Source organism: Fibrobacter sp. UWR3 (assembly GCF_900143055.1).
Classification (GTDB): domain Bacteria; phylum Fibrobacterota; class Fibrobacteria; order Fibrobacterales; family Fibrobacteraceae; genus Fibrobacter.
The window spans coordinates 72852-99832 of the sequence record NZ_FRCW01000008.1; the positions used below are offsets into that span (position 1 = coordinate 72852).

24 protein-coding genes and 1 pseudogene are annotated in these 26981 nt (G+C 55.8%); 5 read left to right on the plus strand and 20 right to left on the minus strand.

Translation table 11 applies throughout. From position 1 onward, the window contains the following. Window positions 1–160 precede the first annotated feature (160 nt). The 6 genes from BUA44_RS11060 to hisS all read right to left on the minus strand — a co-directional run bounded on the left by BUA44_RS11060 (window position 161) and on the right by hisS (window position 8500). On the minus strand, window positions 161–1561 hold the full coding sequence (locus BUA44_RS11060) for a THUMP domain-containing class I SAM-dependent RNA methyltransferase (protein ID WP_072811982.1): 1401 nt from the start codon (window positions 1559–1561) through the stop codon (window positions 161–163). A gap of 26 nt (window positions 1562–1587) precedes the next feature. Further along, on the minus strand, window positions 1588–3438 hold the full coding sequence (locus tag BUA44_RS11065) for an MBOAT family O-acyltransferase (RefSeq protein ID WP_072811984.1): 1851 nt from the start codon (window positions 3436–3438) through the stop codon (window positions 1588–1590). Window positions 3439–3499: 61 nt separating this feature from the next. Next, the gene (locus tag BUA44_RS11070; protein WP_072811986.1) at window positions 3500–3784 is read right to left on the minus strand and encodes a GIY-YIG nuclease family protein; all 285 of its coding nucleotides are present in this window, start codon (window positions 3782–3784) and stop codon (window positions 3500–3502) included. A gap of 54 nt (window positions 3785–3838) precedes the next feature. Further along, window positions 3839–5587 (minus strand): GDSL-type esterase/lipase family protein, encoded by a 1749-nt coding sequence (locus BUA44_RS15985; RefSeq protein ID WP_255370539.1) that lies wholly within the window; start codon window positions 5585–5587, stop codon window positions 3839–3841. Then, a complete protein-coding gene (locus tag BUA44_RS11080) occupies window positions 5584–7125 on the minus strand; it encodes an SGNH/GDSL hydrolase family protein (protein ID WP_072811988.1) in 1542 nt (513 codons plus the stop codon). Before BUA44_RS11080 ends, BUA44_RS15985 begins: the two co-directional genes overlap by 4 nt. A 61-nt stretch (window positions 7126–7186) precedes the next feature. Further along, window positions 7187–8500, minus strand: coding sequence for a histidine--tRNA ligase (gene hisS / locus BUA44_RS11085; RefSeq protein WP_072811991.1), 1314 nt, complete (start codon window positions 8498–8500; stop codon window positions 7187–7189). 92 nt (window positions 8501–8592) lie between these two features. Here hisS and BUA44_RS11090 point away from each other — a divergent pair, with 92 nt between their 5' ends. Next, entirely contained in the window at window positions 8593–10494 is a 1902-nt protein-coding gene (locus tag BUA44_RS11090) for a CBM35 domain-containing protein (protein WP_178348791.1), read from the plus strand. Between the two features lie 338 nt (window positions 10495–10832). Here the strand turns inward: BUA44_RS11090 and BUA44_RS11095 are convergent, their stop codons facing one another. After that, entirely contained in the window at window positions 10833–11369 is a 537-nt protein-coding gene (locus tag BUA44_RS11095; protein WP_072811995.1) for a hypothetical protein, read from the minus strand. Between the two features lie 76 nt (window positions 11370–11445). Between BUA44_RS11095 and BUA44_RS11100 the strand changes: the two genes are divergently transcribed. Genes BUA44_RS11100 through BUA44_RS11115 form a run of 4 tightly spaced genes read left to right on the plus strand, consistent with a single transcriptional unit; the run spans window position 11446 to window position 13908 of the window. Beyond that, the gene (locus BUA44_RS11100; RefSeq protein ID WP_255370540.1) at window positions 11446–12327 is read left to right on the plus strand and encodes a sugar phosphate nucleotidyltransferase; all 882 of its coding nucleotides are present in this window, start codon (window positions 11446–11448) and stop codon (window positions 12325–12327) included. A gap of 40 nt (window positions 12328–12367) precedes the next feature. Next, window positions 12368–12733: a four helix bundle protein gene (locus BUA44_RS11105; RefSeq protein ID WP_072811997.1), complete on the plus strand. Its 366-nt coding sequence runs from the start codon at window positions 12368–12370 to the stop codon at window positions 12731–12733. Window positions 12734–12774: 41 nt separating this feature from the next. Beyond that, window positions 12775–13539: an RNA methyltransferase gene (locus BUA44_RS11110; protein ID WP_072811999.1), complete on the plus strand. Its 765-nt coding sequence runs from the start codon at window positions 12775–12777 to the stop codon at window positions 13537–13539. A 3-nt stretch (window positions 13540–13542) separates the two neighbouring features. After that, complete coding sequence (locus tag BUA44_RS11115; protein WP_072812001.1) at window positions 13543–13908, plus strand: hypothetical protein; 366 nt, start codon at window positions 13543–13545, stop codon at window positions 13906–13908. Window positions 13909–13925: 17 nt separating this feature from the next. Here the strand turns inward: BUA44_RS11115 and BUA44_RS11120 are convergent, their stop codons facing one another. The 13 genes and pseudogenes from BUA44_RS11120 to BUA44_RS11175 all read right to left on the minus strand — a co-directional run bounded on the left by BUA44_RS11120 (window position 13926) and on the right by BUA44_RS11175 (window position 26969). Continuing rightward, window positions 13926–15368, minus strand: a complete 1443-nt coding sequence (locus BUA44_RS11120; protein WP_072812003.1) for an NADH-quinone oxidoreductase subunit N — start codon at window positions 15366–15368, stop codon at window positions 13926–13928. A 3-nt stretch (window positions 15369–15371) separates the two neighbouring features. Then, window positions 15372–16910: a complex I subunit 4 family protein gene (locus BUA44_RS11125; protein WP_072812005.1), complete on the minus strand. Its 1539-nt coding sequence runs from the start codon at window positions 16908–16910 to the stop codon at window positions 15372–15374. A gap of 7 nt (window positions 16911–16917) precedes the next feature. After that, window positions 16918–18873 (minus strand): NADH-quinone oxidoreductase subunit L, encoded by a 1956-nt coding sequence (nuoL, locus tag BUA44_RS11130; RefSeq protein ID WP_072812007.1) that lies wholly within the window; start codon window positions 18871–18873, stop codon window positions 16918–16920. Next, window positions 18866–19171, minus strand: coding sequence for an NADH-quinone oxidoreductase subunit NuoK (nuoK, locus tag BUA44_RS11135; protein WP_072812009.1), 306 nt, complete (start codon window positions 19169–19171; stop codon window positions 18866–18868). Before nuoK ends, nuoL begins: the two co-directional genes overlap by 8 nt. Next, entirely contained in the window at window positions 19171–19794 is a 624-nt protein-coding gene (locus BUA44_RS11140) for an NADH-quinone oxidoreductase subunit J family protein (protein WP_255370541.1), read from the minus strand. The genes nuoK and BUA44_RS11140 overlap by 1 nt, the downstream gene beginning before the upstream one ends. Next, a complete protein-coding gene (locus BUA44_RS11145) occupies window positions 19794–20270 on the minus strand; it encodes a 4Fe-4S binding protein (protein WP_072812012.1) in 477 nt (158 codons plus the stop codon). The genes BUA44_RS11140 and BUA44_RS11145 overlap by 1 nt, the downstream gene beginning before the upstream one ends. A 3-nt stretch (window positions 20271–20273) precedes the next feature. Beyond that, window positions 20274–21395, minus strand: a complete 1122-nt coding sequence (locus BUA44_RS11150) for a complex I subunit 1/NuoH family protein (RefSeq protein WP_072812014.1) — start codon at window positions 21393–21395, stop codon at window positions 20274–20276. Window positions 21396–21398: 3 nt separating this feature from the next. Next, entirely contained in the window at window positions 21399–22535 is a 1137-nt protein-coding gene (locus BUA44_RS11155; RefSeq protein ID WP_072812016.1) for an NADH-quinone oxidoreductase subunit D, read from the minus strand. Then, window positions 22535–23257, minus strand: a complete 723-nt coding sequence (locus BUA44_RS16145) for an NADH-quinone oxidoreductase subunit C (protein ID WP_369806418.1) — start codon at window positions 23255–23257, stop codon at window positions 22535–22537. The genes BUA44_RS11155 and BUA44_RS16145 overlap by 1 nt, the downstream gene beginning before the upstream one ends. An 18-nt stretch (window positions 23258–23275) precedes the next feature. Further along, window positions 23276–23794, minus strand: a pseudogene (locus BUA44_RS16150) (NADH-quinone oxidoreductase subunit B); the annotation flags it as partial. Continuing rightward, window positions 23785–24165, minus strand: coding sequence for an NADH-quinone oxidoreductase subunit A (locus BUA44_RS11165; RefSeq protein ID WP_072812021.1), 381 nt, complete (start codon window positions 24163–24165; stop codon window positions 23785–23787). The gene BUA44_RS11165 and the pseudogene BUA44_RS16150, both read right to left, overlap by 10 nt. Before the next feature lie 75 nt (window positions 24166–24240). After that, window positions 24241–24831 carry a hypothetical protein gene (locus tag BUA44_RS11170; RefSeq protein WP_072812023.1) on the minus strand — a complete coding sequence of 197 codons (591 nt, stop codon included), beginning with the start codon at window positions 24829–24831 and terminating at the stop codon, window positions 24241–24243. Beyond that, the gene (locus BUA44_RS11175; protein WP_072812025.1) at window positions 24828–26969 is read right to left on the minus strand and encodes a RelA/SpoT family protein; all 2142 of its coding nucleotides are present in this window, start codon (window positions 26967–26969) and stop codon (window positions 24828–24830) included. The genes BUA44_RS11170 and BUA44_RS11175 overlap by 4 nt, the downstream gene beginning before the upstream one ends. Window positions 26970–26981 lie beyond the last annotated feature (12 nt).

Below are 26981 nucleotides of genomic sequence, written 5' to 3' on the forward strand. Positions count from 1 at the left end.
CCAAACATTCTCGCAAAAAATATATTTATGTTGCTCATTTAGGATGTAAAAAAAAGGTTAGGGTGACGCTTATCAAGATAAAGTGTTCTCCAAGTGTTCCTTGATTAGGTGGTGAACGCTTTTTGTAACATTTGCGGGAATTTTTGTATCGGAAAATGGCCTAAATCTTGACAAAAAGGGCATTCAGGCTGAGGCCGCCGTGGCTTGTCGCGATGATTTTTGCGGAGGCGTTTTTGGCGGGGTCTAGGGCCGGGCATTCGCGCAAGAGGTTTGCGGTACATGTGAACTTGCTGCCGGGTCGGGAATCGTCCTTGGGGGCGAGGATTGCGACGGTGAGGTGCAGGCCTGACGGTGCTAGGTCGCGGGCGAGTTCTGCGATTTTTTTGCCGATTTTGGTGTAGAGTTTCGGAGCGTCGAAGTCGAGGCGCTTGCCGTAGGGCGGGTTCAGCACGATGACGGGTTCAGAATCGTTTATGTTGGCTTCATTTGAAGTGCTCGGGGCACGGCATGCATCGGCGATTTCTTTTGCTGTGTAGGTGAAGAAGTCGCGAAGTTGCGGAGTGATGTTTATTGCGGGTGTAGTGGGCGCGCCGGTTGTGCAGTTTTTTGCAGGTAGTGACTGCGCGAGGGGACTGCACTCTACGTTGTGGCGGATGATGCCTATGGCGCGTTCCGATATATCGCTGGTGAGGATGTTCGCGATTAGATTCTTCGACTCCACGCCGTTCGGCGTTCCGCTCAGAATGACACACTCTTGTTTGATAATGTGGCTCCAGGTGGCGGGCTTGAATGCGGGCTGGTGCTTGAGCGCGAAGTCGCGGCACTTGCCGGGGATGAGCCCGCTTGCCATGTATGCGGCCTCGAGACTGAACGTGCCGCTCCCTGCCATTGGATCAATGAGGGTGATTGGTGCGGCGACGAGTGCGGAAACCTCGAGAATCATGCCGGCGGCAATTGTCTCCTTGAGGGGGGCGTCGTTCACGAACCGCTCGTGCCCGCGCTTGTACAGCTCTTCGCCGGCGAGGTCGAGCCAGAGGGTGCAACGGTCATCGATAAGCGTTACGAACAGGTTCTGCGGGGCGTTGCGGGGTGTCCCCGCAGAGGGGGTAGCGGATGTCGCGTCGGCAGGAGCGAGGGGGACGCTTCCCCCTTCAATCACTTTCTGCAAACGTTCTGCGACGGCGTCGCTGTGGTACAGGCGCGAGTGCTTGCAGGTGACGTGGATGCTTACGGTGTCCGGGGTGACAGGGCCCGCGGGGAGGTACAGTTCCCACGGGATTTCGGCGGCCTTTTTCTCGAGGTCACGGAAGTTTTCTGCCTTGAAGTCGGCGATGTGCATCAGGATGCGGTTCGCGACTCGCGTGTATGCGACTGCCTTCCAGGCGTCGGTAATCTTTGCGGTGAATTCGACCTTGCCATCGCCAACGACTTGCGGGTGGCAGAGTTCAATTTCGCGGGCGAGAGTTTGTTCGAAACCGAGCGGGGCTATAGCCAAGAATCGGTGCGGCTTTCCGATAACCTGCCTCTTGAGCCGTTTTTCGCTTGCAGTGACACTATCCATGCCGCACCCGAAAATTTTCGCTTAGACTAGAACTGGAAATAGATGAACGGGCAACTGTCCGCGCTCATGAACTGGTAGATGATGAAGATGATGAATGCCGTAGAAAGCACCATCAGGGGGATGGGCTGCGATGCGAACGCGATGCGGTAGCGGCTCTTCCACTTTTTGGGAACCCAGTGGATGAGCATGCCCGCGATAAACACGAGGATGATGTTGATGTGTTCCCAGGCGATGGTGCCGAGGGTATCCCACTTCCAGGCGGTGCCCATCTGCTGCACCATGTTCTTCGCGGTGTTCCAGGCGACTTCGTTCGCTTCGGCGGGGTCGAGGTTCGAGCCTGCGCGGAAGAAGAGTCGCGTGAAGGTGATGAACACGAAGGTGAGTGTCACGTTCCATGCCACATAGAGCCAGTGGTACGTCTTTTGGCTGAATAGGCGGAAGATAAGCACGGAGTAGATGCCGAAGAACAGCACGCCGAAATAGACGGCGGTAATCGCGAAGATGGCGATGTGGTAGTTCTTGAAGATGATGGCGCTTGCGGCGAACAGGATGAATGCGGCGCTTGCGCGGAAGGTGAGGCTACGCTTGCACCAGATCTTGTTGAACACCTGGCCAAAGCCGTTGAGGCCGCCCCAGATGATGAAGTTCCAGCTTGCACCGTGCCACCAGCCTCCCACGATCTGGGTTGCCATGGCGTTCATGTTGGTGGTGATGAACTTGCGGGAATCGGGTTTGAAATAAGCGTAGATGCCGATGTACAGGAAGAACGCACCGAGGGCGATTCCGACCCACACGCTGCCCGAAAGCATGATGGCCACAAGGCTCAGGAAGCCCATCCAGAAGAACGTGCCGAGAGTCGCGTTGCGGTTGCCGCCAAGCGGGATGTACAGGTAGTCGCGCCACCAGCTAGAAAGCGAGATGTGCCAACGGCGCCAGAATTCGGTGGGGGAGAGCGCCTTGTAGGGGCTGTTGAAGTTCTGCGGCAGGCGGAAGCCCATGAGGAGTGCAACGCCGATGGCGATGTCGGTATAGCCCGAGAAGTCGGCGTAGACCTGCAGGGAGTATGCGAAAAGCGCGATGAGGTTCTCGAGGCCCGTATAGAGCAGCGGCTGGTCGAACACGCGGTCCACGAAGTTTGTCGCGAGGTAGTCGCTCAGGATAATCTTTTTGCCGAGGCCGTTCAAAATCCAGAATACGGCGATACCGAAGGTGCGGCGCGGGAGGAAGTACTTCTTGTAGAGTTGCGGGACGAACTTGTCGGCGCGCACGATGGGGCCCGCGACGAGCTGCGGGAAGAACGAGAGGTAGAAACCGAAGTTGAGGATGTTCGTTACGGGCTTGATTTTACCGCGGTAGATGTCGATGCAGTAGCTCATCGCCTGGAACGTGAAGAACGAGATGCCCACGGGCAAGATGATGGTATCGACAAGCGAGTGCGTGCCGAACATCTTGTTGCTTGCGGCGGCAAAGAAGTTGTATACGTGCAGTTCGATGCCGGTAAAGTCGTAGAGGGCGTCGAGGAAGAAGTAGGAATACTTGTAGTAGCAGAGGACGAGCAGGTCTATGATGACGACGATGATCATCAGGATTTTCTTTTTCCACTGGACCTGTGCTTTTTCAATCCACTTGCCGATAAAGAAGTTCGCGATGACGCAGAAGATGAGGATGCAGACGTAGCTGCCGCTTGTCTTGTAGTAGAAGAAGAGGCTGGTCGCAAACAGGAAGGCGTTACGGAGCAGGAGTTTCCTGTGGACGAGCGAGAAGATGGCGAAGACGACTGCGAAGAATCCCCAGAAGTAGAACTGCGTAAAGAGTAGCGGGCTGTTCGGGTCGAAAGCAAACGTGCGTGTGAGGTAAGGTATTATGTAGTCAAGCATATGTCATCCTGAGCGTTTTTTAGCCTGTCCTGAGCAAGCGAAGCGCGTCGAAGGAAAGGATCTAATCTTTCATCAAATCATTCCATTGGGAATTCATTTGATTTATTAAGTTGTTTTTCTTTTCTCTTTTCCAACCTTTTAGTTGTTTTTCTCTTTGTATTGCATCATTAATTTCAGTATATCTTTCAAAATAAACAAGTTTGTTGATTTTATATCTAGCGGTAAACGACGCTCCGCTACCACTCATATGTTCTAAAGCACGACGTTCAATATTATTTGTTACACCTACATAAATTGTAGAGTTTGTCTGATTTGACATTATGTATGTGTAGTAACTATTAGGCATATTTCTTTTAGATCCTTCGACTTCGCCTAACGGCTTCGCTCAGGATGACATTTATCATTTTTTACTCGTCTTTTTTTCCTCCTCCTTCTTCGGAGTCGGTTCAAGGGCAGGGAGGTTCGCGATGTGTTCCTGGTAGGCGTCGATGAGCGCCTTGTAGAACATGTCGCCGAGCAGGTGGTAGCCCGCCATATTGAAGTGAATCTTGTCCTTTTTCGCGAGGCTTGCCTTTTCCCACTTGGCCATGGAACCGAGGCCCCCCATCAGGGAGAACTTGTCCCAAACGCCGGCCTTGTGCTTTTCGGCAAGCAAGAAGAACGCCTTGCGGGCCTGTTCGCCTACGGGGTGCTGCACGTAGCGGCGCTTGCGCACCTTGCGGTACATGTCGTTGTTTGTCTCGAAAATGAACGCGGCATTCGGGTTCACGCGCCGTATGCGCTCTATAAGGATGTCGTAGTTGTTGCGGAAGGTCTTGTCGTCGAATTTCTCGACGTTCGCGTCGTTGATGCCTATCGCAAATATCACGAGGTCGGGCTTGAGGAAGGCGAGTTCCTTCTCAAACAGCGGGCAGGTTTCCTCGAAGTAGTGCGCAATGCGTGCTCCGTTGATGCCCACGTTCGTGTAGACGATGCCCGGGTAGTCGGATTCCGAGATGACGCCTGTCATGGTGAAGCGCGGGCGCGTGAAGGAGAGTGTTTCGGATAGCGCGACGAGCGAATCGCAGATTGCCTTCTGCAATGTGTCTGCGATGACGGTAGAATCCGCAGTGCGGGTGGAGTCGCCTGCGAGCGAGGAATCGCGGGCGGCGGTGTCACGCGCGGCCGTAGAGTCGGCCTGCCTGGCGGAATCCAGGAAGACGCGGCATGCGGCGAGCAGGTCGTTCTTGGGTTCTTCCTTCTCGAGGCAGGTCGTATCCAAGATGTCGCAGTTGCCCTGGAACATGGAATCCGCGGAGGCTTCCTGATTCTCGGGAAGCGCGTTCTTTTTTGCGGTGCTGTCTGCGGTAGAATCTGCGTTAAGCGTGTCTAGGCTTGCGCGGTAGATGGAATCTTGTACAAGCGAATCGACGAGGTACTGCGCGACCTTTGCCTGGAGGGCGGTATCGGACCATCGGAAGGCAAAATGGAGCGTGTCTATCGGGCGGGGGCTCTTGAACACGTAGCTCTGCGTGGCGGAATCGCGTACTCCCTTGATATCCACCGAATCGACTACGAGTACGGGGACGACGTTGTTGCTGTCGCTGTACCCGAAGAGGCGGAACTTTGTCTCGGCGTAGACCGGAGCGGAGTTGTACTTGTCGAGCAATAGCGTGAATTCGGCGCGCGGGTCAGACGTGCTGACGGCAATCCCGAGGAGCCCGAGCGGTTTCTTGACTTCGCGGAGCACGTTCTTGCTCATGTCCCAGATGCCCTTGTACTGCGAGCCGTAGCTGGAGGGCGTGTTGGTGCGGGCGGCAGAATACGGGAAAACGAACCCGCGGCCTGCAGAGGCACCCGGGTATTCTTTCACGAGGTGCTCGCGGATACGGCCCGATATGACGTCGGCTTGGATGTGTGAACCGCCGATGTGCAGGATGTTGACCTTGCCCTTGTTCTCGAACACGAGCGAATCCATCTTCTGGAAGAACGGCTCGAACGATTCCTTGCCGCTCGGGAACTGTATGATGTTGAGCGTAGAATCGATGAAGTCGTATTTGGTGAAGTCGACGATGTAGCCTGCGGGCGTAGAGACCGGAGGTGTTGCGAAAAGCGCAGTTGCCGAGATGGCGAACGTCAGGATGCCGAGTATGCGCGAAAGTCCTTTCATTGAGCGGCCTCCGCCTTGAGCTTTTGGATATCTTTCAACTTCGCGTCATCAATCTTGTGCTTGTCGCGGAACTTGAAGTAGTCGTAATGCATGCGCAGCGCGTTGACGAAGAGTTCGCCCATGTAGGCGGCACCCCTGCGGCTGAAGTGGATGTAGTCGGCACCGGCGAGCGGCGGGGACTGCTTGACCCACTTGCGCATGGAGCCTTCTCCGCCCATCACGCGGTACATGTCCCAGTAGGCGGCACCGTTCTCGAGTGCTACTTCGCGGAGGAACTCGATGGTGGGCAACAGGCCGGGGTAACTCTTCATCTTGCCGTCTATCTGGCGTGCCATGTCGGCGGGGCCGATAAACAGGATGTCCGCATCGGGGTTTGCATTCTGGATGGTCTGGATTTGCTTCGCGATGAGGTTCTTGTTGTATTCGATGTTGCTCTTGTTGATGCTCGGGACGAGGTTTCCGCCGTATTCCATGATGATGAGGCGGGCGTTCATCGCCTTGAACGATTCGGCGAGGAGTTCCTTGTCCATGCGGCTGAATACCGTGCCCGAACTGCCGCGCATGGCGACGTTATCGACTGCGACACCGTAGGGGCCGTCGACAGAGACGGAGTAGATTTCTGCGTTGCCGGAGAGGTACACCTTCGCGTTAGACGTGGTGTCGGGAAGTTTCCACGTGAACACGCGGAGCTTGTTGAACTTTTCGTCCGTGGGGGCGGGGGCGTCCACGAATTTCTTCTTGCACTTTTCCTTGTCGGTGCCTTCGTTTTCGATGACGGTGGCTTCGTAGGCGAGGCGAACCCTCAGGTTGCCGCGCCTGCTGGCGAGAACCTTGATGGTGCCGTAGCCGCCCACGTGCGTGAACTTGCCATCCTTGTCTTCGCGCTTCTTGAAGCCGATGACGGCGCTACCCTGCAACTTGCTGACCTGCGCGAGCGGGCCGTAGCGGTTGTGGTCGGCGCGGTCCTCTTCGGTCCCGAACATGATGAAGCGGGTGAGGTCGCCGTTGTTCCACACGCTTGTTGTCTGCGACGGGATGTTCAGCACCGCGGGGAGCATGCCCGGACCGCCACCGCCGAATTCCTTCTGCAGGTCTTCGCGGATGGTGGAGGATATACGGTCTTCTTCGAGCTGCGAGTCGCCGTAGTGCATGATATGCACGATGTTCGAATCGATCTTGGCGAGTTCCAGGTGCAGGAACAGGCGGTCAAACCATGTGGGGTCGTTGTTCGGCAGGTCGAACCTGTTGCGCCCGTTCTTGAAGAAGTCCTCGTAGAATTTCAGCGAGTCGGAGAATGCCGCGAGTTCCTTCGCCTGCGTGGCCGCCATCATTTCCTCGATAGCCTTCTGCGGGTCGGTCTCGGCGTTGTCTTCTTCGGCGACGGCATTGGGGTCCTGCTTTTCGAAGATGTCCGTGAGGGCCGGGAACCTGAAGGTGGTGTCTGCAATGGTGATGCCGCTTGCCGGGTAGAGCCACGCCATGAGGCCTAGCACGACGAACAGGCTTAAAATGCTGAGGAATGTTTTGAAAGGCGTCATGAATTTTTCCCCCTGTCATCCTGGAGCCACGTAGCGGCGATAGGATCAACCGGGAATCTCCTTATGCGTTCTTGGATTCGATAACTTTCTTGCTGCGTTCAACGATGGCGTCGGGGGTGCCCACGAGCATTTCGCCCACGCGCATGTCCTTGTATTCGAATTCGCCTGCGCCGGCCTTGGAACCGTCCACGTACACCACGATCTTTGCGCCCTGGTAGTTCGCCTGGTCGAGCTGCTTGCCCATCTTCATGGGGGCGAGCGGGTGGCTTACGGAGCAGTTGCCGTACTTCGCGTCGCGGAACATCTGGGCGGTCTCGAAGACCTTCTTCATGTCATTCGTGAAGCTTGCGATGTAGAAGTCCACGCTCTGCTTGGGGCTGGGAAGCAGGTTGTGCTCGGCGAGCAGGTCGGCCAAGACCACGTCGCCCATGCCGAATCCCACGCCCGGGATGCGTTCGCCGCCGAGCTTTTCGGTGAGGCTGTCGTAACGGCCACCGCCAGCGATGGCGCGCATGGACTTGCCCTTGTCGAACACCTCGAACACGATGCCCGTGTAGTAGGCGAGGCCGCGCACGATAGAGAGGTCGAGGTTCACGCATTCGCCGTAACCGGCTGCAGTCAGCGTAGCGAACAGGTCCTCGATTTCGGCGAGGGCGGCGGTCGCGTTTTCGCTCTTCACGGCGGCGCGGACTTCCTCGATGCTCTTGCAGCTCATGAAGTCGTCGAGCTGCTTAATCTGCGTTTCGGTGAGGCCCGCTTCGGCGAGTGCCTTGGCAAAGGCCTCGGGCCCGATTTTCAGGCGGCGGTCAAGCACCGGGTAAACGAGCGCCGGGTTCGGGGCGCCAATCTCCTCGAGGTAGGTGGCCAAAAGTTTGCGGCTAGAGACTCCAATCGCGAATTCGCCGTCCTTGAGGCCGAACTTGCGGAGCATCGTTGCGATGGAGGCCATCAGGTCGGCTTCGGCGTAAATGCTTTCGGTGCCGATGATGTCCATGTTCAGCTGGAAAAACTCGCGCAGGCGGCCCTTCTGCGCCTTCTCGTAGCGGAAAAGGCGCGGCATGCTGAACCACTTGAAGGGTTTCTTGAGTTCGCGGGCCTTCTGGATCACGAGGCGGGCGAGCGTCGGGGTCATTTCGGGGCGGAGTGCGATTTCGCGGTCGCCCTTGTCCTTGAAGTTGTAGAGCTGGCTTACGATTTCTTCGCCGGACTTGCCGGTGTATAGCTCCAGATGCTCAAACATCGGGCCTTCATATTCTTCGTAGGCAAAACTTTCGGCGACTTGGCGCCAGGTATCAAAAATGTAGTTCTGGATGCGTTGCGCTTCCGGGTAAAAATCGCGCGTGCCCTTGGGCAGCTGGGGGATAGAAATGCTCATAGTGTCACACAATTTAGAAATTTTTGCGAAATATTTGCACAGGCGCGGTCATGGATATATATTCAAAAGAAGGAAACTGAATGGAGGTGTTTATGGAAAAATCTTTCGTTACGGTAATGCGCATTATCTGCGCTTCTGCGCTTGTTTCTTCTACGGCGGTATTTGCAAACCAGGTCAATGTTTCTACCGTCGCCGACCTCACTTCGGCGACGCTTGGCGCGAAGGCGGGCGATACCATCTGGGTTACCCCGGGCAAGTATGAACTGCCCACATCCAACTGCAAGAACGACAAGTTCGTGAACGAGACTGGTCGCGACTGCGGCCTCATCTGGCTCGGTGCCGATGGCACGAAGGCCAATCCCGTTGTCCTTGCCGGTTCGGATCCAAAGAATCCTCCGGAGATTTTCAGTTCCGATTACAAGCACAACTACGGCATTCACGTAACGGGAAATTACGTTATCCTAAAAAACCTGAAAATTCATTCCTTCAGCAAGGGCGTGGTATTCGACAATTCCGTCGGGGCTCTGATGGAAGACTGCGAGGTGTACCACACGGGAAACGAGATTGTCCATGTTCGCGATTCCAGCCAGCAGGTGACACTGAACCGCAACTTTATCCACGGTTCTGGCTATGAAATTGCCAAGTACGGTGAAGGCATCTATGTCGGAACCTACAATACGGGGTGGGCCTCTTCCCAGCAGGCCGACAGGGATGCTGGCTTTTGGGGGACTGACGCCTCACAACATCGCTATAGCGGCTATGACTGGCGCGTGAACGATACGAAAATCACATGCAACATCGTCAGCGGGACTACTGCCGAGAACATCGACGTGAAGGAAGGAACGGTCAGGGGATTTGTCCAGGGCAATATGTTCATTGGGGACAGTCTTGATTACAACGGCGAGGTGTCCTACGACGACGCCAACATCGACATGAAGGGCGCTTCTTGGACTGTTACCGGAAACTACTTCTATAATTCCAAAAAACAGGGGCTGCCTTATTACAATCCCCATTTCAACTATTTTGTGGAAGAAGTGGTGATGCCGTCAAACGGGAATAAGGCTGGGAGTAATATTGAAAAATACGAGAAAGCTGTTGGCTACGTGGTCAGCGTCGACAAATACGCGCAGAAAGGCTGGTGCGACGACAGCGGCACCGACAAGAACGATTGCGTAGATAGCAAAAACACCGTGGTAGAGGAAATACGGGAAGTTCGCAACGACTGCGAGGAACTTTTCAGAATTCCGATGTCCGAGATCGTATATTCGTCGAGCTTTACGCCGCCGTCCAGCGCGTCGGTCAATCCATCCAGTTCCTCGGTCAGCCCGTCCAGTTCTTCGGCGGGGAGTGAATCCTATGAGGCCGTGCGCTATGAGGCGGAGGTCGCGACTTGCACCGGGTGCACAGAGAAGACGAATGATGCGGCGTCGGGAGGCAAGCACATGCGCACCGAAACGACGGGCAACATCACGTTCAATATCAGTGTTCCTGCGGCTGGGCAGTATGAGGTTGTAATCCGTTTCAGCAACACCGCTTCGAACGCCAAGACTCAGGATATCCATGTAAACGGGATGAAGGTAAAATCCCAGGAATTCCCGGTAACGCTTGAAGGGAACTTGGGTGGAGCCGCCGCTGCCTTTGAGGATATGCCGGTGCAGGTGTCGCTCAACGCGGGGGCCAATACCTTCGCCATCATCAAGAACTGGGGGCATGTGGACGTTGATTATATCGAGGTGAAGGTGCCTGGTGGGTCTACGCGGGTTGCGGGCTTTACGCCTGTGGCGGGTGCAAAATTCCATGTGCAGGTGTCGGGTCGCAACGTTCACGTATCGGGAACGGACGGCGCTTCTGTCGCCATCATGGATATGCAGGGCAGGGTGTTGCATTCCGGCTATTTGCAGGGGCGGCGCGGGTTCGATTTCCGTGTGGAGCGGGCTGGTTCGTATCTTGTGCGTGCAGGTTCGGCGGTGCATCGCGTGAATATTGCCCGGTAGGGGAAGGCTTTTCGGGCACGTTTGCGGCGATTTTCGGGTGAACGGCGGTGCGTTTCGATGAACGCCGGACATTTTGCGTGCAATTTTGGGTGCAATTCGGGCTGGAAATAGGACTAAACTATGCAAAATAGATCTTTTAGTCCTATTTATGGGCGCTTCAAATGCGCTGAACGCGGAAAAGATAGGACTAAATGCGTCGAAAGTGGCGGTTTAGTCCTATCTTTGCGACGGTTTGACTCTCTTGGAGAATGCTTTTTGTCCGAAAGTGACCTGTTTGATAGGACTAAAAAGGGTAAAAAGTGGGTTTTGGTACTATTTAAGGGCGCCTTGCTCTATAGCTACCAGGCAAATAAAAATGCAATTACTGAAATGAATATTGCAAAAAGGACTAGGCCTTTGTAGTTTCGTTCTTTTATACAACGGTAGCCGTACTTGAATGGAGCCAGATAATAGAATTGCAACTGCGTTTTGAACATAGAAACAAGGTCGTTCTTAGAGTCATCCCGTGGATTATTCTTTTGCTCACTGTCGTACATAAATCCCAAGACCCCTAAAAAGGGAATGCATATTAAAAAAACGAATGCAACAAAATAAGTGGAATTAAAGTTTATTATATCCGGATATTCGGCAATAAATGCGTCTCTCGTTATCACGGTAAGACATGTAATTCCGATTATGAATAAAATAAGCGCTGCAACGTAACGCTTGGAATACAGTCGTGTCTTGAGCGGGAGTTTTTTTTCGTCGATCTCGACTGTCTCATCTTTTTCGTTAGAAGTTTCTTTATGAGGCTTTGGCTGAGGCTTTGACGCTCCGCACCAGGGGCAGTGGGGCTCAGAGAAATTGTAATGCTCACCACAGTTCGGACAGAACATTACAGGGAATCCTTATTTAGGTTGAGTCTTCTCACAGTTTTGAATATACATTTTTTATTTTTCTACATTTGAGGCAATGGAAAACTGTTCCCTGAATGTCTTGATTCTGGCGGCAGGGCTCGGGACGCGGCTTCGCCCGCTCACGAACGATGTGCCCAAGCCGCTCGTGCCCGTGGTGGATGCTTCGATTCTCGATTTGCAGGCTCGGAAGGCGCGTGCGATTGGTGATGTGCGCCTGCATGCGAATGCGCATTACCTGGCAGAGCAGGTGGTCGCGGCGGGCGAGACTCTCGGATTCGAGAAAGTGTGGGTGGAACAACCCGAAATTCTCGGGACGGCGGGGCCGCTCCACCGCATTTATGCTGCGGGTTACCGAGGCGGCCTGCTCGTGATGAACGGCGACGCCTATTGCAGTTTTGACCTGAAGGCTTTCGTGCGGAATGCGCAAGCGCAGGCGGCTCGGCCGGATGGCCCGCAGGTAGCGCTCCTTGCGGTGGACTTCCCGCAGGTGAACACCTTCCGGGTGGGCGCTGATGGTCGCCTGGCGGGCATTGCCGGGCGGTTCGGCGCTACGGAAGGCACCCCCGCGACGTTCTCCGGCGTGTCGTGGTACAGCGACGCGGCCCTCTCGCGCATACGGGAAGGCGAATTCGATATACGCGAATTCTGGAAGCAGGAAATTGCCGCAGGCCGCGCGCCCTTCGTGGACATGAGCCAGCTGAATGCCACCTGGATTGACATGGGGTCGCCCGAGGGCTTGATGCACGCGGTGGAGGCGCGCCTTGAGGAACTGGGCCGAGACCCAAACGAAGCCGTCGTCGTACCCGGCGTGGAACTGCCCGCGGGTGTGCACATCCGGCATTCCGTGATTTATGCCGGTGCACAAATCCAGCCCGGCGAAACGATTGAAAACGAGATTCGCGGGAAAGGGTTTAACTGGAAGGTTAGTGGTCATTAGTCAGTAGTCAATAGTCATTAGTTTTTTTGGAAAAGAATGCATGAATAGTTATAAGGACCTGGTTGTTTGGCAAAAGGCTATTGACCTTACTATTGAAATTTATTCTTTGACAAATCTTTTCCCGAAAGAAGAAATGTATGGATTGGTTTCACAAATAAGACGGAGTGCGGTTTCCATTCCAAGCAATATTGCTGAAGGACAGGCTAGAAAATATCACCAGCAGTTCTCTCATTTTTTATCGATTGCACAAGGGTCTTTAGCTGAATTAGAAACTCAAATTATTATAGCGATAAAATTAGGCTATATTGCTGGGGAACAAAAAGATTTATTTGATATGATGCATTCAATTGGAAAAATGATAACACGTTTGAAACAGAATCTGACACAAGAAGAAAAAAATTCTTGATACAAGAGAAACTATTGACCAATAACTATTGACTAATAACTATGCGTAAATTCAGAGTTGTCCTAGTAGAACCGGAACATCCCCATAACGTGGGCTTTGTCGCGCGCGCCATGCATTGCTATGCGTTGCCGGAACTGTATATCGTCTACCCGAAGCGCGACAAGGTGATTGAAAATTCCTACCACACGGCGGCAAACAGCCACGATATTCTGGACAATGCCCATGTGGTCCACAGGTTCGAGGACGCCATCGGCGACTGCTCCTGCGCTGTCGCGTACAGCCGCCGCATTTTCGCAAGTTCCATCAAGCACACGATGGTGCAGAACCTTTCGGAATTGCTCCCCGAAGACGGGACGATTGCGCTTGTGTTCGGGCGCGAATCCTGCGGGCTTGCGCTCGAGGAGGTAAACGCCTGCACGTACCAGTGCGAAATCCCGGTGCCGGGGCTCATGAGCCTGAACCTGGGGCAGGCGGTTTCCATTGGCCTGTATGAACTCTGCCGCAGCGGAGCGCTTGCGAACGGGGAAGGCCGTGCGAAGCGCGGCACGAAGGGCGCGTGCGAGACGGCTCCCGCGACGATCCAGCAGATTGACGGATTCAAGAAGTTCCTCGACCGCTACCTGACGGGGCAGTACCATGACCAGGCGTGGCGCGACAACTTCCTCAATACGCTCGTGCAGCGCCTGCACCCCACGCGCAACGAACTTTCGGCTCTCTTCGGGCTGTTGCGTAACCTTGCCGGCAAGCCTGCGCGCCTCGAGCATGCCGCCGAGAAGGCGGAAAAGGCCGCGGCGGAATCCAAATAAACAATGGAAGTCGAATTCAACATCGCCGGGCGAATTCTGTCCAAGGACGGCACTCGCATCATTTCGCAGTCCGAAATCCTCGCATCGTCCGTTGCTGCGGGAGCCGCGAATGTTGCCGCCGACCTTACCGCGGCAGACCTCACGGAAGACGCACTCGCTGCCTACTGCAAGGCGCTTTCCGCGCAGAATTCCTGCAAAGTCTACGTGTGGAAAGACCGCGAAGAGTATGGCAACGCGAACGTGTTCAACGGCGGTTCCGATTACGAGGTCGTGAACGAAGTTTGCTTCCTGTGTATCTATGACTGCGGAAACGAAGTGGCCCGTGAAACTACGGACCACTGGAACGAAAAGATTGACGCGGTCATATAGCCGCGAAAATCCCTAGACTAGAAGTTGAATCCTGCGAAGACGTTGTTGCTCAGGAACGGCAGGAATCCGAGAATCACCACCATTACGGAGAGGAGTATAATGACGCCGCGCTGCCTCTTGGTGAGTCGTAGCGGGGTCAGGTGTCCGTCGGGTTCGTCCACCCAGGCGCTCTTGATAAGCTGGATGTAGTAGAACAGCGCGAGCACGTTGTTCAGGACGGCAAAGGCGACAAGCATGTAGTGCCCGTTGGCCGCACCGCAGAAGAACAGATGGAATTTGCCGAAGAAGCCGGCAAGCGGGGGGATGCCCGCAAGGCTGAACATCGAGATGGCGAGCGCGATGGCGAGGTTCACGTCTTGCTTGGAAAGCCCGCGGAGGGACGCGAACGTTTCTTCGCGGTGGTGCCCGATGATGCCGAAGATAAAGAACGCGAGGTAGTTCGATACGGCATACACGAACAGGTAGTAGATGATGGCCGTCTTCGCGTTCGCCTCTGGCCCGAGGAGCGCTACCATGATATAGCCCGCCTGCGCGATGGAACTGTAGGCCATGAACCTGCGGAGCCTGCTCTGCTTGAGTGCGCCGAGGTTACCCACGAAGAGCGTGGTGCCGGCAAGGAGCGCGATAAGCGGGTTGATCTTGTCGATGACGGGCTGGAGCGGGCCGAAAACGAGCACGGCGAGGAATGCGATGGCGGTCGCCTTGGAGGTAACGGAAAGTACTGCCGTCACGGGCGTCGGAGCGCCTTCGTAAACGTCCGGGGCCCAGGTGTAGAACGGGAACAGCGTGAGCTTGAATCCGATTCCGCAGAAGAGGAAGAGTACCGCAACCCAGAGGAGCGGGCTTGTGCCCGTAGCGACAGCGTCCTGGATTTCGCTGAAGTGGAGCGAGCCCGCGAAGCCGTAAAGGTAACTGAAACCGAAGAGTTCGAACGCCGTGGCGACGGAACCCATGAGGATATACTTGGTGGCCGCTTCGGAGCCCAATTGGTCCTTCTTGTTCCATGCGGTGAGGGCGTACATCGGGATGGTCGCGATTTCGAGCCCGAGGAAGAGCGTGAGCATGTCGCAGGCCGAAACGACCGTAAACCCGCCGAATGTCGCGAACGCGATTGCGCCGATGAATTCTGCAATCTGGTGCATTTGCGGCTTGCCATCTGCACCGTGCTCGAAGTAGTCCTTCGCGAACCAGATTCCGAGAATTGCCGAAACCATGAGCACTTCGCGCATGAGCACGCCGAAGTCATCGACGCGCCAGTTGGTAATGAAGAACCGGCCTTCGCCTGTGGCAATCGGGATGAGGTTCAACAGCACGAATATGGCGATGAACCCGATGTTCGCGATGCGCCAGGGCACCTTGGATTGCGCACTGCAGAAAAGCCTGCTCCCGATGACGATGAACGGGAAAATGAGCAAGAGAATGTCGGGTACGATAAAGCCGGGAATATTGAAATCGAACATGTGTTAACCTCCAATCCCGCTGGTGACGGGCTGGGTGGCCGCAGAAATCTTTGCAAATATCGGTGCGATGCTCTGGTCGAGTAGGTCGGCGAACGGACCGGGGCAAACGCCTATGAACAGGAGGCACGCAACAAGCACGACAATGACGAGCTTCTCGCGGAAGCAGCCGTCGGTAAGGTCCTCGTACTTTTGCGGGAGCGGCCCGTGCAGCATGCGGTTTGCCGTCTGCAATATGTAAACGGCAGTCGTAGTGATACTCAGGATGGCAAGTATGGTCACGATGCGCGTGAGGGTCGATTCCTGCTGGAACGCGCCAATGAAGATGTTGCTTTCGGCGATGAACCCGCTGAATCCGGGAAGGCCGAGGCCCGCGAAGCCCGCAATCACGAACCCTACGCCCAGGAAGGGCATCTTGCGCATGATGCCGCCCATCTCGGTGATGTCGCGGGTATGCGTGCGTTCGTAAATCATGCCGATGGTCGCGAAGAAGAGCCCGGTGAGGAAACCGTGCGAAATCATCTGCAGGCTTGCGCCGCGCAGGCCGACCGGGGTCATAGCCGCAAGCCCGAGGAATATGAGGCCGAGGTGGCTGATGGAACTGTAGGCGGTTATGTACTTGAGGTCCTTGTGCCTAAGTGCAATGAAGGGGCCGAGAACCACGTTGAATATCAGGAGCGCCACCACGTAGGGGAGCCAGACCTTTGCCGCCTCGGGCATCAGGAACATGGCGACGCGCAGGCACCCGTAGGCACCCATCTTCATCATCACGCCGGCCGCAAGCATCGAGACCGCGGTGGGTGCTGCGGAGTGGCCGTCCGGGCTCCAGAAGTGGAACGGGAACAGCGAACTCGAAACTGCAAATCCCATGAACATGAGCGGGAAGGCCCACATCTGGAATTCCATCGGGATGGTCGTCTTTGCGATTTCGATGAGGTTCCAGCTGTTTGCACCGCTTTCAAAATAGAGCCCGAACAGGGTCGCAAGAATCATCGAGGAGCCGAACGCGAGCGTCAAGGTAAGTTTCTTGCCGCCGTAGTCCCTGCGTCCGCTGCCGTAGCAGGCAATCATCAGGTACATGCACAGCGCTTCCATCTCGTAGAACACGAAGAACAGCACCAGGTCGAAACTCATGTACACGCCGTACACGCTCGTGGCGAGCAGCTGGATGAGCGCGAAGAATACCTTCTGGTTTCCCTTGATGTTGTAGCTTACCAGAACGCCGCCCCACACGATAAACGCCGTGAGCGCGAGCAGGAGAATATTGAGGCCGTCCGCACCCACGATGTAGTGCGCGTTGAACATCGTAAGCCAGGGAATGTCGGTAAGGAACCGCAGCACGAGCGGGGAGGCCGCTTCGCTTGCGGGTGTACCCGAAAGCATGAACACGCGGTAGGCGAGATAGCATACCATGAGGAGGACTGCGCTTGCCGATGCGGTATGCAGACCGCGGAGCAACTTCGCGTGCGAGGCGGAAATCGGGATGCAGACGAGTACCGTTAAGAGCGGGATGACCCAGATGAGGTTGAAAAGCAGTATATCCATATTGCGCCTACAGGGGAAGTTGTCCGAAGAATCGCCAGATGAGGACGCCTACGATAAGCGTCCCGAGATAGAAGGGCAGGTAGCCCGCCTGTGCCGTACGTACAAGGTCGCCCAGCTTGTGGATGAACCAGATGCTGAACGCGAGCAGGCCCTCGATCACGTAGTCGTTGAATGCGCGTGATACGCGGGCGACACCGCCGAAAATAAACTGGCGGACGACGGTGTAGTACATCTCGTCGAAGTAGAACTTGTGGTAGATAATCTTGTAAATACCGCTGTGGTTCGTGTCGTCCAGAGCGCGCTGGATCTTTGCCTTCGGGCTTGCATACAGGAACCACGCGATAAGCAGGGCGAGAACCGCAACGCCGATGGCGACAAACGGAATCCATTCCGCATGAGCCACCTTGAGCATTGTCGGTACGTGTAGCTTGCCGGGGGTAAAGAAGTGCTCGAAAAGCCCCTTCCCGAGGATACCCGAGAGGAGTGCCGGGATGGCGAGAATCACGACCGGGAGGGTCATGAAGAAATCCTCGTGCACGTGGCCTGCCTTGACGCCCTCATGGCGCGGTTCCCCGTGGAAGGCGAGGAAGAACAGGCGGAACATGTAGAACGTGGTAAGCCCGCTCGTAAGGAGGGCGAGCGCGAATACCACATAGTGCTGGCCCTGGAACGCGGCGAGTATGATTTCGTCCTTCGAGAAGAAACCGGAGAACGGCGGGATACCCGAAATCGCGAGAATCGAGATGAGCGCGCAGGCGTAGGTGAGGGGCATCTTCTTGCGGAGCCCGCCCATCGCGTCGAGGTCGTTCGTATGCACCTGATGGATGAGGCTACCCGCGATAAGGAAGAGGCTGCACTTGAAGAAGGCGTGCGTGAAGATATGGAACGTGCTTGCGGTCCAGCCCGTAGTGATAATTGCCTGGCCAATCTTGCAGGCACCGAGCGCGAACATCATGTACCCGAGCTGCGAAAGCGTGGAGTAGGCGAGGATTCGCTTGATATCTTTCTGCGTGCAGGCGATGACGGCGGCGAACACCATAGTGAATGCACCCACCCACATGATGAGCGTGAGGGAATCGCCGCACACGGCGAAGAACGGGAAGAGACGGGCGACCAGGTACACGCCCGCGACCACCATCGTTGCGCTGTGGATGATGGAGCTGACCGGAGTGGGGCCTTCCATCGCGTTCGGGAGCCAGATATGCATCGGGAACATGGCGGATTTTCCCCAGCCGCCGGTGAATATGAGGATAGACCCGAGGACGAGCGCGCTGGACTTGCTCATGACGCAGATACCCATGTCGATGGTCTCGTTACGGAACGGGAACATCGTAAGCGAATTGATGGTCGTGAAGTCGAAACTCCCGACCACGTAGCTCACGAGCACGATACCGAGCAGGAAGAAACTGTCGGCAAAGCGCGTGAGTATGAACGCCTGCTTGGATGCACTCACCGCGGAGGGCTTGTGGTACCAGAAACCGATAAGCAGGTAGCTGGAAACGCCCACCAGTTCCCAGAAGATGAACATCTGGAAGAGGTTTGTCGCGACGACGAGCCCGAGCATGCTGAAACTGAACAGCGAGAGGAGTGCGAAGAAGCGCCCCATCGCGCGGTCCTCGCGCATGTAGCCGATGCTGTAGATGTTCACCATGAAGCTGATGAAGGTTACTACCACGAGCATCATGACCGAAAGCGGGTCGATTAGCATGCCGATACGTGCGACAAGCTCGCCTGCGAACGGGATGAAGGAGTGGTCGAAAAGCACGACCTTCTGCGGGGCGACAACCGAGGTGAAGTAGTGGAACGCGAGTAATGCCGCCGAGATAAAGGCAAGCCCGTTGAACGTGACGGCAAGGCCTGCCGCCGCCTTTGCGTTCTTGTTGCCGAGGAAAAGCCCGTTTATCGCGAAGGTGAGGAACGGCAGAACCAGAATGAGGTATCCGAGTGTAATATCGTTAATCATGGAGGTCCCTCAACTGGTCGGCGTCAAGGCTCTTGTGACGGCGGTACATGGTGACGATGATGGCAAGTGCGATTGCCATTTCGCAGGCCGTGACGGCGATGACGAAAATGCTGAACAGTGCACCGGCGGTAGCGTCGTGTGCAGTAAAGTATGCAAAACTGATGAAGTTGATATTCGCTGCGTTCAGCATGAGCTCGATGGAAATGAGCATGCCGATGAGGTGACGTCGGCGCATCAGGCCCCAGACGCCAATCCCGAACAGCAGGAAAGCGAGAATCAGGCAGTTAAGAAGGTTCATTACTTGACCTCCTTTTGTTTAGAAGCGTTTTCGGCGGTCTCCATCTCGTCCTTGCTACGGCGGGCGACCGTGATGGCGCAGATAAGCGTCATCAGCAGGAGCACGCTCACCACCTCGAACGGGATGATGAACCCGCTCACGTCATAGCCGAGCAGGCGCAGGGCGAAATTTTCGAGGGAGGAGTATCCGGCGGGGGCGTTCACCGCGCCCGATGCGATTCCCGGTGTGGGCAAGATGCACTTGACCATCACGAACACGAACGAGATGGATAGCGCGAATGCGGCAAACACGCGTGGAATCTTTGTCGCGAAGGCGTCTTCGCCCAGGTGGCTTGTCAAAAGAATCGTGAACACCACGAAGATGACGACACCTCCCACGTAGACCATCACCTGCGCAAGTGCGATGAATTCCGCATGCAAGAGCAGGTAGAGGATGGCTGTCGCGACAAAGCTGAAAATCAGGAACACGGCGCTCTGCAGAATATTCTTCACGGCGACCGTAAAGACTGCGGTAACGAGCATCACGATGGCTACGGCATAGAACGCGAGATCCATGCCTCCCATGGGGAATGCAAACGGCAGGTCGGGCATCTGGAGCCCCGGAATAGACAGGTTCGGGAACATTAGCCTTGTCCCTCCTTCTTGTTCAATATCATTTCGAGCGTGTTCGGGTCGGTTGTCGCCACCTCGAATTCCTGGTTCATGCGGATGGCACCGAACGGGCACGCCTCTACGCAGAGACCGCACTGGGTGCAGCTTGCGAAGTGGTACACATAACGTCCGAGCACCTTCTTGCCCGCAATGTTCTTGGTGGCAAGCACGTTGATAGATGCGTTCGGGCAGGCGCGTTCGCACATGCCGCAAGCGGTGCAGTGGTTATTGCCTTCCGCATCCTCGATCATCTCGAGGCGTCCGCGGTAGCGCGGGTGCATCTTGAGGGTCTTGCGGTTCTCGGGGTACTGCTCCGTGACAATGCGCCGCGGGTCAAAGAAATACTTGAGCGACACGGAAAGGCCGCACATCAGGCTCCACGGCCCGGTAATGCAGCGCTTCAGGTAGCGCTTGAAATACTGTACTAATGTAATGTTTTCTTGCTGCATGCCTTACCCTCCAATCGCAATCCACGCCGCACCGGCAACGAGCAGCACGAGGTTCACGGGCAACAAAAATTTCCATTCGAAATCCATCAGCTGGTCCACGCGCGGGCGCACGAACGTCCAGCGGACCATCATGTAGCACCAAATCATGAAGAAGACCTTCGCGAAGAACCACACGACTCCCGGGACCATGTTGAGGTAGTTGTCCACGAACGCGACCCCGATGCAGGGCGGCAGGAATCCGCCGAGGAAGCACGTGGTGGCAAGTGCGGAGTTCGTGACGAGCGCGATGTATTCGGCCAGGTAGAACATGGCGAACGGCGTGCCGTTGTATTCCGTATGGTAGCCGCCCGTAAGTTCCTGCTCGGCTTCGGCGATGTCGAAGGGCGCGCGGTTCATTTCGGCGGTAGAGGAAATAAAGAACAGGATGAATGCGATAATCCCGAGTACGGGAATCTTGAAAATCCACCAGTCGAGAATGGTTCCCTCTTGCCCGAGGGTGATGCTCATCAGGTTCGTGGAACCCGAAATCATCACGACGAACAGGAGAATCATCGCGAACGAGATTTCGTAGCTGATCATCTGTGCGCCGCTACGGAGTGCACCGAGCAGGGAATACTTGTTGTTGCTGCTCCAGCCGCCAAGCAAGATGCCCAAAACGCCGAAGCCGTTCACCGCGATAATGAGCGGGATTCCCATCGATACGTCGGCAACGACGAGGTTGCGCCCGAACGGGATAAGCGCGCACACGATGAAGGGGGCGATAAGCACGATGAGCGGGGCGAGGTAGAACATCAACTTGTCCGCGCCGCTCGGGGCGTACACTTCCTTGAAGAGCATCTTGATAACGTCGGCGACGGTCTGGATGGTTCCGTGCCAGCCGAGGCGCATGGGGCCAAGCCTGCACTGGATATGCGCGCAGACCTTGCGTTCCATGTAGATGAGAATCGGGGCAGACCCGATATTCACGGCACATACCGCAATAACGCAGATGACCGCGTTGATGAGGAATGCCGATATGCTGTTGAGCGTCTCGCTCTGGAGGCTCGCCGGCAAAAATTCCGCTACCCGCGGGACCATGTCGCGTACAAAATCGCCGATGGGGTTTGTAACTGAGGGAACAAACATAAGCTACCTGTCAATTTCCGGGATCACGGGGTCGAGGGTGGCCATGATGGTCACGAGGTCCGAAATCTTGTGGCCCTGCACCATCTTGTTGAGTGCTGCAATGTGCGGGAAGCTTGGCCCGCGCGTGTGGATACGGTAGGGCTTCTCGCCGGTCGTTGCTGCCACCACGTAAGTGGCATACAGTCCCTTCGCCGTCTCGATTTCACTGTAGTAGCGGCCTTCGGGGAGTCGCACCGGCTTTTCCTTGCTGCGCCAGGGGCCTTCTTTCGGAAACTTCTCTACACACTGCCGCAGAATCTTCATGGATTCGTGAATCTCGGCAATGCGTATCTTGTAACGGTCATAGCAGTCGCCGTTGTGGAACACGGGTATGTCGAAATCGAACTGGTCGTAGATGCTGTACGGGTTCACGCGACGCACGTCGAAGTTCACGCCGCTCGCACGCAGAACCGGGCCCGAGCATCCGTAGGCAATCGCGTCTTCCTTGGAAAGTACGCCAATCCCGACGCTTCTCTCGAGCACGATGATGTTCTTGGAAAGGAACCTCTCGTAGTCCCTCATGGAATCTTCCAGATGGTCGAGAAACGCCTTCACGCGCGGGATAAACGTTTCGGGCACGTCGTAGCGGCTCCCACCCGGTCTGAAGAAGTTTGTTGTAAGGCGCGAGCCGGTGACTTCTTCGAGAATGTCGTGGATCATCTCACGTTCCTTGAACCCGAACAGCAGGCAGGTTTGCCCGCCCAAATCGCCGCCGAAGCAGCCGAAGAACACCAGGTGAGATGCAATGCGGCCCAGTTCCTGGAGCATCACGCGGATGTATTCGCCCTTCTCGGGGACGCCCACGTTCATGCCCTTTTCAAGGGCAATCACGACCCCCAGGTTGTTCTGGATAGCCGTGAGGTAGTCCTGGCGGTCGCTCAGGGCAATGTACTGCAGGTAGCTCATCGATTCCGCCTGCTTTTCCATGCCGCGGTGGATGTAGCCGAAATGCGGTACAAGTTCAACGATGGTTTCGCCGTCCATGCGCAGCGCAAGGCGGAGCGCGCCGTGCGTACTCGGGTGCTGCGGACCCATGTTGATGAAAAATTCTTCGGTATTGGTTTCGCGCTGGATGCGGAATCCTGGAGGCAGTGTAGGCATTATACGGGCCTCCTGATCATTTGCGGGTGAGTAAAGTCCTTGCGGAGCGGGTAGCCGACGAAGTCCTTGTCGAGGAATATGCGCCGCTGGTCGGGGTGGCCCTCGAAGTTGATGCCGAACATGTCGTACACTTCGCGTTCCTTGAATTCCGCGGCGGGGTAGAGGTGGCTAATCGTGCCGATGCTTGCCAAAAGCGACGTGGCGCGTTTTTCTTCGGGAATGCTGATGTCCTTCTTCAGCTGTACGCAGAGGAACAGCTTGTGGCCATGTTCCAGGCTGCGTAACATCGTCACCATGTCGAAATGGTCGTCGTAGTCGATGGCGGTCACGTCGATGAGGTAGTCCATCTTGAATTCGGGATTGCCTTTCACGTATTCTACAATCGGGAGGTAGTCCTCGGGCCTCACCATCACTTCGAGCGGGCGGTCTGCGGGCATTGCCGCCACCACGTCCTCGATGGGGTCCTCGCTATGGGTGTGGACTGTCACTGCGGGGAACTTCTCGCGCAGTTTCGCGAACAGTTCGGACTGCGTGAGCCCGAGCCGCTTGAACGGCACGCGGGGCACTTCGGGGAAGTCTTCCTTCTTCACGCGGACAGGCTTGAAAGTGCTCTTGTAGTCCGGGTGTTCTTCCTTGAACTTCGCGCGGGCTTCGGCCATTTCCTCGTCCTTCATTTCTTCGAGGGCAGCCCACGTCTTTGCCGCCTCGCGGTAGCGGTCCATGGTAGAAACATCCTTCGGCCTGCCTACATGCCACGGGTGGCGGCAGGTTTCCTTCAAAATTTTTTCGCGCAATGTCAAGAGCCCGTGGAACAGCGCTTCGGGGCGCGGCGGGCAACCGGGCACGTACACGTCGACCGGAATCAGGTTCTGTGCGCCACGCACCACGGAATAGTTGTCATAGATAAACGGGCCGCCGCTGATGGTACAGGCGCCCATCGCAATCACGTACTTGGGTCCGGGAATCTGTTCCCAGAGCATCTGAATGGCAGGTGCCATGCGGTGCGTGATGGTGCCCGCCAGAATGAAAAGGTCCGCCTGTCTTGGGGACGAGCGGAACACTTCACTGCCAAAGCGTGCAATATCGTAGCGGGCCATGGAACTCGACATCATTTCGATGGCGCAACAGCTGGTGCCGTAGGTGAGGGGCCAGATGGAGTTGGCGCGGGCCCAGTTCACTACATAGTCTATAGCGTTCACGACGTACTTGCCGCCGGGAATCGGGTCTAGAATCTTGGGTGCGTAATTGATTATTCCCATTTGAGAATTCCTTTTTTCCAGGCGTATGCGAGGCCAGATACAAGGATAGCCATAAATATCACGAGGTCAATAACAACGACGATAGGCGAGAGTGCCGTGTGCCCAGCCATGATTTCCTTGAAGTTCATCATGACGGGGAAAAGGAAGAGCGCTTCGATGTCGAACACGAGGAACAGGAGCGCGAAGAGGTAGTAGCCCACCTTGAACTGGATACGTGCGTTACCGATGGTCTCCATGCCGCATTCGTACGGGGCCATCTTGTTCTTGGTGTTCCGGGTGCGGTAGCCGAGCAGTAGGCCCGTGACGGTAGCCGCTGCCGCGATGAACGCGCCCAGGAAAAGAAAGATTGATAATATGATGTATTCAGACATAGTTATTAGTTATTGGTCAATAGTCAATAGTCAATAGTCAATAGTCAATAGTCATTAGTCATTAGTCAATAGTCATTAGTAGAAGTTCTGGAGCTCCTGTACGGTCCCGAACAGCGTATTGCCTATCTGGAACCTGTCGATGATGTGCTTGAAGAGGTCCTTGAATTCCTCGATGGTCGCATTGTTCATGGCGAGGAGTTTTTCCTGGATGGAACTCACGAAGCCGGAATTCATGGGCTTCGCCTTCATATCTTGCATGGAGCCGCTCCAGCGCTGTAGCATCTGGTCGGTCTCGATACGCGCGATGATATAGCGCGTTGTCGAGAGCAGTTCCTGCAAGAAGTGCCCGAGGAAGATTTCTTCCTGGAGGATACCCCAGCGCTTGTCCTTGGAGTAGAGCGTGGCGATGTCGGCTTTCCCGTAGAAAACCGCAGCCTGCGAATATTCGAGGCATGTCATGAGAAGGCGGTCGAGCCTCTTGATTTCTTGCTTGAGGTTGTTGAACCAGGGGAGGTCCATGGCAGAACCGTCGATGTTGCCGTTCTTGTCCATGGGGAGAATCGCCCTGAAGGCGTAGTAGACTTCCTCGTAGTAGCGGTTGCGCATGCGGCAGTTGAACGCGCGGTTCTTGAGCGTGTAGTCGCTGTGGTGGAGCGGGGTAATCATGCCTTCGAAACCTCCCGTACGCCCGAAATCTGTTTGATTTTCGTGATGATGGCGTCGACCTGCTCCTTGCGGAACGCCTTGAATTCCATGCGGATGCGGCCAGTGGACTGCTTGCTTGCGACACTCATGCGGTCGAGCGACACATCGGAACCCTTGAGCTGCTCGAGGATATCGAGCGTGATGTTCTTGCGGTTGTCGGTATCGATGGTGAGGTGGGTCATGAACGGCTTGCTGACGTCGGCGCTCCATGCAACTGCAATCTGCTGTTCTACCGGGAGGTTCTTGAGGCAACTGCAGTTCTTGTTGTGGACCTCGATACCGATTTGCGGGCGGAGGACGCCCACAATCTCGTCACCCGGGAGGGGCGCGCAGCAGTCTGCGAAGTGTATCACGAGGCTTGTTTCCTGGCCAATCTGCAGGGGCATCTCGTCGCGCACGTCGCCCTTCTTGTCTTTCCCGAAGGTGGGGAAGAACCGGAGCGCCATTTCCTTGGGGAGCGAATTCCCGCCGGTAATGAACCTGTGGATGTCCTGCAGGGGCAGTTCGCCCTGGCCAATCCGCTCGTAGAAGTCGTCCATCGAGAGGGTGCCGAAATACTTGCGGATTTCTTCCTCGCCGGGGCGCTTGTCCTTCTCGACTTTCGCAAGCCTGAGCTCGCGGGTCCAGATTTCCTTGCCCAGGCTACGCGACTGCTGTATAATGCTGGTCTTCATCCACCGGCGCAGTTCCTGCTTGGCCTTCACCGTCTTTACGATGTCGAGCCACTCGGGGCTCGGTTCCTGGCTCGGGCTCTTGAGCACCTGGATGGTCGCCCCGTGCGTCACCACGTGGTCGAGGCTCACGACTTCCTCGTTGATGCGGGCACCGATGCAGTGCAGGCCCAGTTCCGTGTGGATGGCAAACGCGAAGTCGAGCACCGTGGAGCCTTCCGGCAGTTCAATGGAGGCTCCCTTCGGGGTGAATACCGTCATGCCTTCGGGCTTGAGGTCCACCTTCAAGAAGTCAAGATACTCTTTGGAGTCGGAAATTTCCGATTGGAGCTTTACCATGTGGTTGAGCCACGCGAGTTCCTCGCCTTCGTGCTGGGTTTCCATCTTGTAGGCCCAGTGCGCGGCGAATCCCTTCTCGGCGGTCAGGTCCATGTCCTTCGTGCGGATCTGGACTTCCACCATCTTGTTCTCGGGTCCGATGACTGTGGTGTGGATGCTCTGGTAAAGGTTCGGCTTGGGGGTCGCGATGTAGTCCTTGAAGCGGCTTTGCATCGGGGTCCACAGGTTGTGGACGTAGCCAAGCGCGAGGTAGCATTCGGGAATGGTCTCTACGATGATGCGTATCGCGAATATGTCGAAGATGTCCTCGAACTGGCAGTCACGACTGATCATCTTGTTGTAGATGCTGTAGATGTTCTTGGTGCGGCCCTGGATGGTGCAGTCGAAGTCTTCGAGCGCCATCTTGATTTGGAGCGGGCCAATCACGGACTGCACGTACTTTTCGCGCTTTTCCTTGTTCTCGATAAGCGCGTCGACGATTTTCTGGTATTCGTCCGGGTTTACGTACTTGAAACTCAGGTCCTCGAGTTCGGTCTTGAGCTTGTAAAGGCCGAACCTGTGGGTGAGGGGCACGTATATGTCCAAGGTCTCTTGCGCAATGGCCCTGCGCTTCTCGGGCTTCATGTAGCGCATCGTCCGCATGTTGTGGATGCGGTCTGCGATTTTAATCATGATGACCCGCGGGTCCTTTGCCATCGCGGTGATAAGCTTGCGGTAGGTCTCCGCCTTCTGCGCCGCCTTGTTCTGTTCCTGCGCGGCGGTAATCTTGGTGACGGCATCGACCATGAATGCGGTGTCTTCCCCGAATTCGGTCGCGATTTCGGCAAGCGTGTGCGGGGTGTCTTCTACCACGTCGTGCAATAGGCCCGCGAGTACGGTCGCCTGGTCCTGCTGGAGTTCGGCGAGAATCTTGGCCACCTCAAAGGGGTGCTCGGTGTAGGGCATGCCGCTCTTGCGGTACTGACCGTCGTGGGCATCGGCAATGAAGGCAATAGCCTTGCGGAGAATCCCTTCATCGAGCTTCTCGTTTTTCTTGAGGAGCACCTTGATGATGTGCTCTTCATTCGGTGTGAAAATTGCCTTGTCCATCAACTATAATTT

What these genes read in the sequence shown, in the direction of transcription:
- BUA44_RS11060 (WP_072811982.1), bottom strand. Translation starts at nt 1,561, where the DNA reads ATGGATAGTGTCACTGCAAGCGAAAAACGGCTCAAGAGGCAGGTTATC.
- BUA44_RS11065 (WP_072811984.1), bottom strand. Translation starts at nt 3,438, where the DNA reads ATGCTTGACTACATAATACCTTACCTCACACGCACGTTTGCTTTCGAC.
- BUA44_RS11070 (WP_072811986.1), bottom strand. Translation starts at nt 3,784, where the DNA reads ATGCCTAATAGTTACTACACATACATAATGTCAAATCAGACAAACTCT.
- BUA44_RS15985 (WP_255370539.1), bottom strand. Translation starts at nt 5,587, where the DNA reads ATGAAAGGACTTTCGCGCATACTCGGCATCCTGACGTTCGCCATCTCG.
- BUA44_RS11080 (WP_072811988.1), bottom strand. Translation starts at nt 7,125, where the DNA reads ATGACGCCTTTCAAAACATTCCTCAGCATTTTAAGCCTGTTCGTCGTG.
- hisS (WP_072811991.1), bottom strand. Translation starts at nt 8,500, where the DNA reads ATGAGCATTTCTATCCCCCAGCTGCCCAAGGGCACGCGCGATTTTTAC.
- BUA44_RS11090 (WP_178348791.1), top strand. Translation starts at nt 8,593, where the DNA reads ATGGAAAAATCTTTCGTTACGGTAATGCGCATTATCTGCGCTTCTGCG.
- BUA44_RS11095 (WP_072811995.1), bottom strand. Translation starts at nt 11,369, where the DNA reads ATGTTCTGTCCGAACTGTGGTGAGCATTACAATTTCTCTGAGCCCCAC.
- BUA44_RS11100 (WP_255370540.1), top strand. Translation starts at nt 11,446, where the DNA reads ATGGAAAACTGTTCCCTGAATGTCTTGATTCTGGCGGCAGGGCTCGGG.
- BUA44_RS11105 (WP_072811997.1), top strand. Translation starts at nt 12,368, where the DNA reads ATGAATAGTTATAAGGACCTGGTTGTTTGGCAAAAGGCTATTGACCTT.
- BUA44_RS11110 (WP_072811999.1), top strand. Translation starts at nt 12,775, where the DNA reads ATGCGTAAATTCAGAGTTGTCCTAGTAGAACCGGAACATCCCCATAAC.
- BUA44_RS11115 (WP_072812001.1), top strand. Translation starts at nt 13,543, where the DNA reads ATGGAAGTCGAATTCAACATCGCCGGGCGAATTCTGTCCAAGGACGGC.
- BUA44_RS11120 (WP_072812003.1), bottom strand. Translation starts at nt 15,368, where the DNA reads ATGTTCGATTTCAATATTCCCGGCTTTATCGTACCCGACATTCTCTTG.
- BUA44_RS11125 (WP_072812005.1), bottom strand. Translation starts at nt 16,910, where the DNA reads ATGGATATACTGCTTTTCAACCTCATCTGGGTCATCCCGCTCTTAACG.
- nuoL (WP_072812007.1), bottom strand. Translation starts at nt 18,873, where the DNA reads ATGATTAACGATATTACACTCGGATACCTCATTCTGGTTCTGCCGTTC.
- nuoK (WP_072812009.1), bottom strand. Translation starts at nt 19,171, where the DNA reads ATGAACCTTCTTAACTGCCTGATTCTCGCTTTCCTGCTGTTCGGGATT.
- BUA44_RS11140 (WP_255370541.1), bottom strand. Translation starts at nt 19,794, where the DNA reads ATGTTCCCGAACCTGTCTATTCCGGGGCTCCAGATGCCCGACCTGCCG.
- BUA44_RS11145 (WP_072812012.1), bottom strand. Translation starts at nt 20,270, where the DNA reads ATGCAGCAAGAAAACATTACATTAGTACAGTATTTCAAGCGCTACCTG.
- BUA44_RS11150 (WP_072812014.1), bottom strand. Translation starts at nt 21,395, where the DNA reads ATGTTTGTTCCCTCAGTTACAAACCCCATCGGCGATTTTGTACGCGAC.
- BUA44_RS11155 (WP_072812016.1), bottom strand. Translation starts at nt 22,535, where the DNA reads ATGCCTACACTGCCTCCAGGATTCCGCATCCAGCGCGAAACCAATACC.
- BUA44_RS16145 (WP_369806418.1), bottom strand. Translation starts at nt 23,257, where the DNA reads ATGGACCGCTACCGCGAGGCGGCAAAGACGTGGGCTGCCCTCGAAGAA.
- BUA44_RS11165 (WP_072812021.1), bottom strand. Translation starts at nt 24,165, where the DNA reads ATGTCTGAATACATCATATTATCAATCTTTCTTTTCCTGGGCGCGTTC.
- BUA44_RS11170 (WP_072812023.1), bottom strand. Translation starts at nt 24,831, where the DNA reads ATGATTACCCCGCTCCACCACAGCGACTACACGCTCAAGAACCGCGCG.
- BUA44_RS11175 (WP_072812025.1), bottom strand. Translation starts at nt 26,969, where the DNA reads ATGGACAAGGCAATTTTCACACCGAATGAAGAGCACATCATCAAGGTG.